An 11,593-nucleotide genomic window follows, 5' to 3' on the forward strand; every position below is an offset into this window, starting at 1 on the left:
TGTGGAGTTATGGTCTGACCGGTGAGGGCCGGGGTACCCGCCCCGCGACATCCCCGCGCCGTGGAGGTCGGACCACCGTGAACAGCTCGCCGGACCGGATCACCAACCCCTGGGGCGTGCGCGCCCCCTACGCGCCCGGCACCCCCTGGCCGGCCCGCACCGACCTGCACCTGGCGGACGGGGTGACGGAGGACGACGTGGAGCGGTGGGTGCCCTCCGCCTCGATCCTGCACTCCAACGGCGACGCCATGGACATCGCGGTGCGCGGCGGACGCATCGTGGGTGTGCGGGGGCGCGCCGCCGACCGGGTCAACCGCGGCCGGCTCGGCCCCAAGGACCTCTACGGCTGGCAGGCCAACCACTCGCCGGACCGCCTCACCCGCCCGCTCGTCCGGGAGAACGGCCGGCTCGTCGAGACCGACTGGGACACCGCCATGGACCGCGTCGTCTCCCGCACCAGGAGCCTGCTGGACGAGCGCGGCCCCGGCTCCGTGGGGTTCTACACCACCGGGCAGCTCTTCCTGGAGGAGTACTACACCCTCGCCGTCCTCGCCCACGTCGGCATCCGCACCAACCACCTCGACGGCAACACCCGGCTGTGCACCGCGACCGCCGCCGAGGCCCTCAAGGAGAGCTTCGGATCCGACGGCCAGCCCGGCTCGTACGAGGACATCGACCACGCCGACACGATCGCCCTGTTCGGGCACAACATGGCCGAGACGCAGACAGTGCTGTGGATGCGCGTCCTTGACCGGCTGGAGGGCTCAGACCCGCCCCGGCTGCTCTGCGTCGACCCCCGGTACACCCCCGTCGCCCGCCACGCCGACATCCATCTGGCACCGCGCCCCGGCACCAACGTCGCCCTGCTCAACGCCCTGCTCCACGAGATCATCCGCACCGGCCGGATCGACCGCGCCTACGTCGACGCGCACACCGTCGGCTACGACGAACTCGCCGCCGGTGTCGAGCGGTGCACCCCGCGCTGGGCCGCGGAGATCTGCGACGTGCCCGCCGCCGAGATCGAACGCGCGGCCGACCTCCTCGGCGACGCGCGGCGGCTCACCTCCACCGTGCTGCAGGGCGTCTACCAGTCCCACCAGGCCTCCGCCGCCGCCGTACAGGTCAACAACCTGCACCTGATCCGCGGCATGCTGGGCCGCCCCGGCTGCGGGCTGATGCAGATGAACGGGCAGCCCACCGCCCAGAACACCCGGGAGTGCGGCGCCGACGGTGACCTCCCCGGCTTCCGCAACTGGCAGAACGACCGGCACGTGGCCGAACTGGCCGAGATCTGGAATGTCGAACCGGACGCGATCCCGCACCACGGCCCGCCCACCCATGCGATGCAGATGTTCCGCTACGCCGAGCAGGGGTCCCTGCGGATGCTGTGGATCTCCGGCACCAACCCGGCCGTCTCCCTGCCCGAACTCGGCCGGATCCGGTCGATCCTCGCCCAGGAACGCCTGTTCGTGGTGGTGCAGGACCTGTTCCTCACCGAGACCGCGCAGCTCGCCGACGTCGTGCTGCCCGCCGCGACCTGGGGCGAGAAGACCGGCACCTTCACCAACGCCGACCGCACCGTCCACCTCTCCGAGAAGGCAGTGGACCCGCCCGGCGAGGCCAGGCCCGACCTCGACATCTTCCTCGACTACGCGGCCCGCATGGACTTCCGCGACAAGGACGGCGGCCCGCTGATCGGCTGGCACGACCCGCAGGGAGCCTTCGCCGCCTGGCAGCGGTGCAGCGCCGGCCGCCCCTGTGACTACACCGGGCTGACCTACGACAAGCTGCGCGACGGCGGCATCCAGTGGCCCTGCACCGAGGACGCCCCCGACGGCACCGCCCGCCTCTACACCGACGGCTTCGACCACGCCCACCCCGACCGGTGCGAGAGCTACGGCAAGGACATGGTCACCGGTGCCACCGTCACCCCGGTCGAGTACCGCTCCCTCAACCCGGACGGCAAGGCAGTGATCAAGGCCGCCGAGTACCTCCCGCTGCACGAGGACGCCTCCCCGGAGTACCCCCTCCAGCTGATCACCGGCCGCACCGTGTACCACTTCCACACCCGCACCAAGACCGGCCGCGCGCCCGAGCTGAACGCCGCCGCACCGGACGTCTGGGCCGAGATCTCCCCGTCCGAGGCCGCCCGACAGGGGTTGGCCGAAGGTGACCTGGTGCAGGTCACCACACCGCGCGGCGCGATCCGGGCCCGGCTGCGGACGGTGGCGATCCGCGACGGCGTGGTGTTCGTGCCGTTCCACTACGGCTACTGGGACACCCCGGAGGGCCACCGGCCGCCCGACGGCCGGCCCGGGCGCGCCGCCAACGAGACCACTGTCACCGACTGGGACCCGCTGTCCAAACAGCCCCTGTTCAAGACGGCCGCCGCCCGCGTCACCCTGGTCACCCGGCGCGGGACGTCCCAGCAGCCGGCCACGGACGACGCGAGGACGGGGAGCACCGCGTGAACGGCATCGGCATCACCCTGCGCGCCCTGCACGACGGCGAGCGCGACCTGGAGACGCACCTGCTCACCGTCGCCGAGCGCCACCGTACCGAGCACGAGGTGCACCACGTCGCGACCGACGTGGCCCGCTGGTCCCGGGAGCACGCGGCACGGCTGGCCGCCCTCGGCCCCGATCACGGCGTCGACCTGCCCGGCCCGCGCGACCACACCGCACCCGGCGCGCTCACCGCCCTGCGCGAGAAGGCCGCGCAGGCCCTCGGGCGCCGCCCCGAGACGGGGCTGCTCCTCCTGGAGGACCTGCGCGACCTGCACCTGGCCGCCGTCCGCAACTCCCTGAACTGGGAGATGCTGGCCCAGGCGGCACAGGCCACCCGGGACCGGGAGCTGCTGGAACTGGTCTCCGACTGCCATCCGCAGACCCTGCGGCAGATGCGCTGGACCAACACGATGATCAAGGTGCTGTCCCCGCAGCTCCTCGTCAGCGTCTGACCGCCCGGGTACCGGTTCGCCGGCGCGCCTGCGCGCGCCTCCGTGCCCCGCTATCGTCGGTTTCGTCCCCACGGGACGTCGGCCGCCGGACGAGCGGCGGCCGGCCCGGCCGGTTCCCCCGGGAGGCAGGCACCATGGACGGCTACTACGACCTCGGCGCCTACGGACGGCCCGTGACGACGACCTCCCCGGAGGCCCAACTTTGGTTCGACCGCGGGCTGATGTGGACCTACGCCTTCAACCACGAGGAGGCGGCCGCCTGTTTCGGGCGGGCCGCCGACGCCGACCCCGACTGCGCCATGGCCCACTGGGGCGTCGCCTACACCCTCGGCCCCAACTACAACAAGCCGTGGGAGGCCTTCGACGGCGAGGAACTCACCACCACCGTGGAGCGGACCCACGCCGCGGTGGAACGGGCGCACCGGGCGGCGGCCCGCGCCACCCCCGTCGAACGCGCCCTCGTGGAGGCCCTGCGCGCCCGCTACCCGCAGGCCCACGCCGCCGAGGACTGCTCGGTGTGGAACGAACCGTACGCGGATCGCATGCTCGCCGTGTACGAGAGCGCCCCGGGCGACCCCGACGTGGCCGCGCTCTGCGCCGACGCCCTGATGAACCTCACCCCCTGGCAGCTGTGGGACCTCAAGGCCGGCCGGCCCGCCGACGGCGCCCGCACCGAGGAGGCCAAGGCCGTGCTCGACGGCGCCCTCGCCACCGAGGCCGGCGCCCACCACCCCGGCGTGGTGCACCTCTACATCCACCTGATGGAGATGTCACCCACCCCCGAGGCGGCCCTCACCGTCGCCGACCGGCTGCGCGGCCTCGCTCCCGACGCCGGGCACCTGCTCCACATGCCCTCGCACCTGGAGGTGCTGTGCGGCGACTACCGCCGGGTCGTCTCGGACAACACCGCCGCCGTAGCCGCCGACGAGAAGTACCTGCGGCGGGCGGGAGCCATGAACTTCTACACGCTGTACCGCGGCCACAACCATCACTTCCGGATCTACGGCGCCATGTTCGCCGGGCAGTCGGCGGTGGCCCTGGACGCCGCCGCACGGCTGGAGGCCGCCGTCCCCGAGAAGCTGCTCCGGGTGGAGAGCCCGCCCATGGCCGACTGGCTGGAGGGCTTCCTGGCGATGCGCTTCCACGTCCTGATCCGCTTCGGCCGCTGGGACGACATCCTCGCACTGCCGTTCCCCGAGGACCCGGGGCTGTATTGCGTCACCACCGCGATGCTGCACTACGCGCGGGGCATCGCCCTGGCCGTGACCGGCGACACCGAGCGGGCCGACGCCGAGCGGGAGGAGTTCCGCGCGGCGGTGGACCGGGTCCCGGAGACCCGGATGCTGTTCAACAACACCTGCCACGACCTCCTCGCCATCGCGTCGGCGATGCTGGACGGCGAACTCGCCTACCGCAAGGGTGACCACGACACCGCCTTCGCCGCACTGGAGCGGGCCGTGGACCTCGACGACAACCTGCCCTACGACGAGCCGTGGGGCTGGATGCAGCCCACCCGGCACGCCTACGGGGCGCTGCTTCTGGAACAGGGCCGGGTCGCGGAGGCGGAGGCCGTCTACCGGGCCGACCTGGGGCTGGACGACACCCTGCCGCGGCCGCTGCAGCACCCGAACAACGTCTGGGCGCTGCACGGGTTCCACGAGTGCCTGCTGCGCGGCGGCAAGACCGGCGAGGCCGCGATCGTCGCCCGGCAGCTGCGGCAGGCGGCCGCGCTGGCGGACGTACCCGTCCAGGCGTCCTGCTTCTGCCGGCTGGAGACGCACGGCGCCGATCGGGGTGTCGTCGCCGGCCCGGGGGAGCACGCCTGCCACTGACACGACGCCGCCGGCCCCGGGTGGTTCCCGGGGCCGCCGGCGTCGTGGGGGGCGGCCGGAGTCCTCAGTGGGACGCCACGACGGCCTGGAACGACTGCATGCAGGAGAAGCAGTGCCGGTCCGTCGTGTCGCGTCGGGGTGATTCCTCCTCCTTCTCCACCCCGCACAGCGTCGAGGTCTTGTCGGGGGTGAGGACATGCCAGACCGGCTCCCCCGAAGTGTCTGCACCGCACCACATCTCGTGCATTCCCAGCTCCCTCCGGGTAGGCATGGAGGCCGCTTCCATATCAGCATGGCGGGGAGCCGGACGGCTCGTCCGGCGGGCCAGTCGGGTGACACGAGGGCCCGGCATGCATACGGGACGGCACGGGCGGATCCTGGAGTGATGACGAAGGCTCCGATCGTGGTGCACCCGCCGCTCGGCTCGGGCGGCCGGCGCGTGACCGTGCGCGGGGAGATCGTCGGCCTCGCCTACTCCGACCGGGACGTCGTGGAGTTCCTGCGACGCGTCGGGCTGCCGGAGGGTGAGCGGCTGCTGGACGATCCGGCCTGGGTGAAGTGGGTCGGCGGCCGGGCCCACGTCTACGACGCGGCATAAAGCGACGGCGCCCCGGAGGGGGCGCCGTCGCCGCCACCGTCAGCGCCGACTCCGACGGTGACCATGCCCGTCCGGGTACCCCGGCCGGGCATGGTCATGCCTCCCTCTTCAACGAGCCCGAGTGGACCCTCCTGAGGGGCGCGCTTCCACGAGGGCGAGTGGACCCCGTCAGGGGCGCGCGGGAGTGCGCGCTCAGCCCCCGCCACGCCGCATCCTGCGCTTGAAGGGCAGGGCGCCACCATCCTTCTCAGGGGCGCGGGGGAGTGCGCGCTCGGCCCTCACCACGCCGCGCCCTTCGCTTGAAGCACAGGGCGTCCCCACCCCCTCAGGGGCGCGGGGAACTGCGCGAAAACCCACCACCCCCCACCCTGGCGCGACCCCACCCCGCTCAAGACCGGTGATTTCGCCGGTCCCCCCACGACACCTCCCCCTCGACAGTGGCACCGCCAGTCAAAAGGCGGCGCCCCCGGCCACCGCACGGCTCCCCACTCACGCCGTGACCCCGTGCACCGGCCGACCGGGCCGCCCGCCGCGACAGAGAGGACCACTCGTCGTGCAGCAGCACCCCCACACCAGCAGGCGCAGGACCGGCCGTCTGGCCGGACTGACCGCGGCGCTCGCCGCCGTCGTCGGCCTCAGCACGCTCACCGGCCCGGGCGCCCACGCGGCGGCGGACAACCCCTACGAGCGCGGGCCGGCGCCCACCGAATCGAGCATCGAGGCGCTGCGTGGCCCGTACGCGGTGTCACAGACCTCCGTCTCCCGGCTCGCCGCCACCGGCTTCGGCGGCGGCACCATCTACTACCCCACGACCACCGCCGACGGCACCTTCGGCGCCATCGCCATCTCGCCCGGCTTCACCGCGCTCGAGTCCTCCATCTCCTGGCTCGGCCCGCGTCTCGCCTCGCAGGGCTTCGTGGTGTTCACCATCGACACCAACACCACCGTCGACCAGCCCGGCTCCCGAGGCGACCAGCTGCTGGCCGCGTTGGACTACCTCACCCAGCGCAGCTCCGTCCGCAACCGCGTGGACAGCAGCAGACTGGGCGTCATGGGCCACTCCATGGGCGGCGGCGGCTCCCTCGAGGCCGCCAAGACCCGGCCGTCCCTCCAGGCCGCCATCCCGCTGACGCCCTGGAACCTCGACAAGACCTGGCCCGAACTCCGGACCCCCACGCTCATCTTCGGCGCCGACGGCGACTCCATCGCCCCCGTCGCCAGCCACGCCGAGCCCTTCTACAACAACCTGCCCTCGTCCCTGGACCGGGGCTACCTGGAGCTCAACAACGCCACGCACTTCACCCCGAACTCGTCGAACACGACGATCGCGAAGTACAGCATTTCCTGGCTGAAGCGCTTCATCGACAACGACACCCGCTACGAGCAGTTCCTCTGCCCGCTGCCCCGGCCGAGCCTGACGATCGAGGAGTCGCGGGGCAACTGCCCGCACACCTCCTGATCCAGGGCGCCAGGCACCCGGCGCCCGTACCACCGGTGGCGGTCCGCGTACGACGCGGGCCGCCACCGGCGTTGTGCGCACGCACCGAGGGGCGCCTCCCGCCTTGGGCGGCGTCACACGCCGTACCGTGCGCGACACGGGGAAAGCCCCTGATGGTACGGCCGTTGCGCGTTCACCCACCGTCGGACGAACTCCTTCCGCGTGACCTTACGCGTGAGTAAGGTCACGGGAATGACCGGACACACGACCGCGCGACAGCAGCAGGTCGCCGAGCTGCTGGACGCGCTGCGCACCGACGGCGGCGTCCGTGTCGTCACCGGTGAACCCGGTTGCGGCCGCACCACGTTCCTCGAGACCGCCGCCCGCCTCTTCCACGACGGACCGGTGCGGCACCTCGGCGCGAACCGTGTGGGCGAGCTGGACGACGCCCTGCGGACGGCCGCCGCCGACGGGCCGCCGCTCGTCTGCGTGGACGACGCCCACCTGTGGGACGCCCCGTCGCGCGCCGTGCTGGGACACGCGGCGGCGCGCGTACGGGAGTCGGACCCGCCGGCCGTGCTGCTGCTGACCGTCGCCGGACACCGGCCGGTGGACCGGGAGTTCACGGGCCTGCCCGTACTGCGGCTCGGCCCGCTCACGCCCGGCGACGCGGCGCTCCTGGTCGAGGGGGCCGCGGACGGCGCCGTCGACCCCGCCGTGCGGGAGGAACTGGTGACGGCCGCCGAGGGCAACCCCGCACTGCTGCGGGCGTCGGTCCACCGGCTGTCGCCCGCCCAGCTAGCCGGCGCGCGGACGCTGCCCCGGCCGCTCGTCGACGCCGAGGTGCTGGCCGGGGTGGCCGGCGGACGCCTGCCCGGCCCGCCGGGGGAGTGCGGGAACCTGTTGCTGACCACGGCGGCGGCCGTACGGGCGACGGGGGAGGAGGACGCGGACGCCGGCCTCGTCCTACGGGCGTGCGGCGCCGTGGCGGAGGGGCCGCTGCCCGAGGTGCTGGCCCGCGCCGAGGGCCGGCTGCGCTTCCGCAGCGCGCTGGTGGGCAGGGCGGTGTACGCCTGCGCGCCGCCCGAGCGCCGCCGTGCCGCGCACCGCGCCCTGGCCGGCGCGATGGCGGAGGCGGACGCAGTCCTCGCCCTGCTGCACCGCTCGTGGGCCGTGACCGGCCCGGCGTCCGGCCTCGCGGACGCGCTGGCGGCGGCCGCGGCCGATCCGGTGTGCCCGGCGACGCCCGCACTCCGCCAACGCGCCATGGCCCGGGCGGCGGAGCTCACCCCGGACGACGCGGACCGCGCCCGGCGGAACCTCGCCGCCGCCGAACAGGCCCTCCTCGCCGGCCACGCCTGCGACGCCCGGCGCCTGCTCGACCTGGCCCGTGGCCCCGGCGCGCCCGTGTCGGTGCGGGGCGGCGCGGAGCTCCTGCGCGGCGCCGTACTGCTGGCCGACGGCCCGGTCGACGACGCCCACGAGTCCTTTCTGCTCGCCGCCGGCCTGCTGGCCCCCACGGCCCCGCACGCCGCCACCCGGGCCACCCTCGGCGCGGCGGACGCGGCCTGGTCGGCCGGCGACCCCGCCGCCTGCCTGTCCGCCCTGGCCCCCACCTACGCACCGCCCGTCACCCCCCTGGCCACCGCCTGCGTCCGTGTCCCGAGAACCGACACGCCGGAACCCTCCGCCGTTCCCGCCGGGGCCCTGGCCGGGGGCGTGGGGGGACCCGCCGCCAAGGCCGCGCGCCGTTGCGGACCGCCGTCCCGCAGGGCGGCACGGGCGAGCGCGACGGGCACCCCGCCCACCGCACCCGTGCCGGACGCCGGCCCCAACGCCGACGTCGCCCGGGACCACCGGGACGGCATGCGCGCCGTCCTGCTCGGACGGTTCGACCTCGCCGCGCACCCGCTGCGACGCGTGCTCGAACGCGGACTGCACGGCACCGATCCCGCCCCCCTCCTCCGTTCCGCCGCGGCGGCCCTCATGCTCGGCGAGGTGACCGCCGCCCGTCGCGCCGGTGCCCGGGCCCTAGCCGCCGCACGGACGTCGGGGTCCGCCGCCCTCGAACCCCGCGCCCTCGAATACCTGGCGTACGCCGAACTGCGCGCCGGACGCCACCAGCTCGCCCGCACCCATGCCGAGGAAGGCCTGCGCACGGCGGAGCGCGCCGGGCAGCGGAACACCGCCGCGCACCACCACGCCGTCCTCGCCCTCGCCGCGTCCATCGAGGGCGAGGTGGACCTGGTCGGCGAGCACGCCGAGGCGGCCCTGCGCACCGCCCGCCGTCACGGGCTCGCGCAGGCCGCCACCCTCGCCCACTGGGCCGCCGCCCGCGCCGACCTCGGCGCCGGCCGCCCCCGCGAGGCGGCCGCGCGGCTGGGGCCGCTGGTCCGCCCGGGCGCCCGCCGCGGCCACTTCGCGGTGTGGATGCTGGCCGTCCCCTGCTTCGTCGAGGCCGCCGCGTCCGCAGGCCGCCCCCAGTACGCGGCCGCGGTGGTGGAGGACTTCGCGCTGTGGGCGGCCTGCGGCGCCGATCCGCAGGCTCCCGCCCAACTCCTGCGCTGCCGCGCCCTGCTGGCCGCGCCGGACGCGGCCGACGAGCTGTACCTGCGCGCCCTGGACCGGCACGACGACGACGCGGGCGACTTCGAACGGGCGCGCACCGAACTGCTCTACGGCAAGTGGCTGCGCCGCCGGCGCCGGCTGCGTGAGGCCCGTACCCGGCTGGAGGAGGCGCGGATCGGATTCGAACGCTGCGGCGCGGGACTGTGGGCGCAGCAGGCCGCGGCCGAGCTGCGCGCGGGCGGCGCGGCCCCGGCGGCGGCCACGGAGGCGGGGGGGCTGGCCCGGCTGACCCCGCAGCAACTGCGGATCGCACGGTGCGTCGCCGAGGGCGCCACCAACCGGGAGGTGGCCTTCCGGCTGTCCGTGAGCACCCGTACCGTCGACTACCACCTGCGAAACGTGTTCGCCACGCTCGGGCTCCGTTCCCGGGTCGAGCTGGTGCGTCTGGTCGAGCAGGAGGAAAAGACCGGTGCACGACTCTAGGGACCGACCGGACGGTATGCCATCCTTCGGGGCAGGACGAGTCCGACGGCGGCCGGCCCGCGGGCTCCCCGTACCTGCCGGGCGCCGGTACGGGGTCGCCGCACGGGCACCGCCGGGAAGCCCGACCCTGGGGGGAATGCGCCATGCCTCACGCCGTACGGCCACGTACCCTGCTGCGCCCCGGACCCGTGCCCGCACCCCGGTCGCGGACACCGCGCGTGCGGTCGCTGATCGACGCCGACGCGCTGCGCGTGCTGCACCGGGCCGCCCGCGTCCTGCTGGACGACCTGCCCCAGCTGACGGACCGGCTGGTCGCCGTGCTCCAGGAGCAGGAGCCGGCCTACCGCACCGCCGTCGAAGGCGACGCCGTCGCCACCTGGCAGGAGGTGCACCGCTCGCTGCGGCACAGCGTCTCCTCGCTGCTGGACCCGCGCGGCGCCCGGGAGGCGGCGCGGCGCTGCTCCTGGAAGATCGGCACCACCCGCGCCGAGCAGGGCCTGCCGCTGGACGCGGTGCTGCACGCCTTCCGGCTGGGCGGCTCACTGGTGTGGCAGGGCCTGGTGGACGAGACGTCGCGGGCGGCGCCGGAGGACGTACGGCTGCTGGTCCACGTGGCGTCCGACGTGTGGGACTTCGTCGACGAGCACTCCACCATCGTCGCCGACGCCTACCGGCAGACCGAACGGCAACTGGCGTGGCGGAGGGAGAACAGGGTGCGTCTGCTGGCCGCGGCCCTGCTGGACGGCACGAGCCGCATCGCCGACCTTCCCGAGGCGGCCCAGGCGCTGGACCTGCCGGAGCAGGGCCGGTACGTCGTGGTCGCGGTCGAGGGGGCCCGGTCCGCGGGCTGTACGGGTGCCCAGGCGGCCCTCGCACCCGGTGTGCGCGTGCACTGGCACACCGGCGTGGACACCGACCACGGCATCGTGCTGGTCGAGGGTGACGTGGCGGCGATCGTCCCGGACGAGCAGCCGCCCGGCGTGCGGGTGGGCGTCAGCAGCGTGGTCGAAGGTCTGGCGGCCGTGGGGGAGGCGCGCCGGCTGGCGGACACGGCGCTGCGGCTGTGTCCCGGGCAGGGGGGCACGGTCCGGCTGACCGAGCACCTGCCGGCGGCGCTGGTGGCGTCGAGCCCCGACCTCGCCGCCGCGCTGGCCGACCGGCTGCTGGGCCCGCTGGCCGGTCTGGAACCGGCCGACGCCGAGGTCCTGCTGGACACCCTCGCCACCTGGCTGGCCTGCGACGGCTCCGCCCAGCGGGCGAGCCGCCGCCTCTACTGCCACCGCAACACGGTCCTCAACCGCCTGCGCCGCTACGAACAACTCACCGGCCGCTCCCTCTCCCGCCCGACCGACCTCATAGAAGCCAGCCTCGCCCTCACAGCCCGCAACCTCCTACGCCCTTAGGGCGCGCGGGAGGCACCCCCAAGGGGCCGGGCGGAACTGCGCGCCCAGCCCCCACCACCCCGCACCCGCCGCCGAACCGGAACCACCCCACCCCGTGGGCGCAGTGGAGCGGACCGCCGCTCCACCGGTGGCGCCCCGCACCCCCCAGGGGGCGCGGGGATCTGCGCGCCCAGCCCCCACCACCCCGCACCCGCCGCCGAACCGGAACCACCCCACCCCGTGGGCGCAGTGGAGCGGACCGCCGCTCCACCGGTGGCGCCCCGCACCCCCCAGGGGGCGCGGGGATCTGCGCGCCCAGCCCCCACCACCCCG

The 11,593-nt window shown here is 74.9% G+C and carries 8 protein-coding genes; 7 read left to right on the plus strand and 1 reads right to left on the minus strand.

What is annotated here, in order from left to right:
• The first annotated feature begins 77 nt into the window (after positions 1-77).
• From B100_RS0131090 to B100_RS0131100, 3 genes are all read left to right on the plus strand, one after another.
• Complete coding sequence (locus B100_RS0131090) at positions 78-2,471, plus strand: nitrate reductase (RefSeq protein ID WP_024888280.1); 2,394 nt, start codon at positions 78-80, stop codon at positions 2,469-2,471.
• Positions 2,468-2,959: a hypothetical protein gene (locus tag B100_RS0131095; RefSeq protein WP_024888281.1), complete on the plus strand. Its 492-nt coding sequence runs from the start codon at positions 2,468-2,470 to the stop codon at positions 2,957-2,959. The genes B100_RS0131090 and B100_RS0131095 overlap by 4 nt, the downstream gene beginning before the upstream one ends.
• 134 nt (positions 2,960-3,093) lie before the next feature.
• Positions 3,094-4,791, plus strand: coding sequence for a hypothetical protein (locus tag B100_RS0131100; RefSeq protein WP_024888282.1), 1,698 nt, complete (start codon positions 3,094-3,096; stop codon positions 4,789-4,791).
• Positions 4,792-4,855: 64 nt separating this feature from the next.
• On the opposite strand, the gene B100_RS0131105 is transcribed toward B100_RS0131100, so the two are convergent.
• Positions 4,856-5,062, minus strand: coding sequence for a hypothetical protein (locus B100_RS0131105; RefSeq protein WP_024888283.1), 207 nt, complete (start codon positions 5,060-5,062; stop codon positions 4,856-4,858).
• Positions 5,063-5,176: 114 nt separating this feature from the next.
• On the opposite strand from B100_RS0131105, the gene B100_RS0131110 reads away from it, so the two are divergent.
• The 4 genes from B100_RS0131110 to B100_RS0131125 all read left to right on the plus strand — a co-directional run bounded on the left by B100_RS0131110 (position 5,177) and on the right by B100_RS0131125 (position 11,281).
• On the plus strand, positions 5,177-5,389 hold the full coding sequence (locus B100_RS0131110) for a hypothetical protein (RefSeq protein WP_024888284.1): 213 nt from the start codon (positions 5,177-5,179) through the stop codon (positions 5,387-5,389).
• A gap of 553 nt (positions 5,390-5,942) precedes the next feature.
• Positions 5,943-6,848, plus strand: coding sequence for a bis(hydroxyethyl) terephthalate hydrolase (gene bdeA / locus B100_RS0131115; protein WP_024888285.1), 906 nt, complete (start codon positions 5,943-5,945; stop codon positions 6,846-6,848).
• 231 nt (positions 6,849-7,079) lie between these two features.
• Positions 7,080-9,878 (plus strand): LuxR C-terminal-related transcriptional regulator, encoded by a 2,799-nt coding sequence (locus B100_RS0131120; RefSeq protein WP_024888286.1) that lies wholly within the window; start codon positions 7,080-7,082, stop codon positions 9,876-9,878.
• Between the two features lie 143 nt (positions 9,879-10,021).
• Complete coding sequence (locus B100_RS0131125; RefSeq protein ID WP_024888287.1) at positions 10,022-11,281, plus strand: RsbRD N-terminal domain-containing protein; 1,260 nt, start codon at positions 10,022-10,024, stop codon at positions 11,279-11,281.
• Positions 11,282-11,593 lie beyond the last annotated feature (312 nt).

The sequence above is a fragment of the Streptomyces sp. CNH189 genome, assembly GCF_000527195.1.

What these genes read in the sequence shown, in the direction of transcription:
- B100_RS0131125 (WP_024888287.1), top strand. Translation starts at nt 10,022, where the DNA reads ATGCCTCACGCCGTACGGCCACGTACCCTGCTGCGCCCCGGACCCGTG.
- B100_RS0131105 (WP_024888283.1), bottom strand. Translation starts at nt 5,062, where the DNA reads ATGCCTACCCGGAGGGAGCTGGGAATGCACGAGATGTGGTGCGGTGCA.
- B100_RS0131100 (WP_024888282.1), top strand. Translation starts at nt 3,094, where the DNA reads ATGGACGGCTACTACGACCTCGGCGCCTACGGACGGCCCGTGACGACG.
- B100_RS0131110 (WP_024888284.1), top strand. Translation starts at nt 5,177, where the DNA reads ATGACGAAGGCTCCGATCGTGGTGCACCCGCCGCTCGGCTCGGGCGGC.
- B100_RS0131120 (WP_024888286.1), top strand. Translation starts at nt 7,080, where the DNA reads ATGACCGGACACACGACCGCGCGACAGCAGCAGGTCGCCGAGCTGCTG.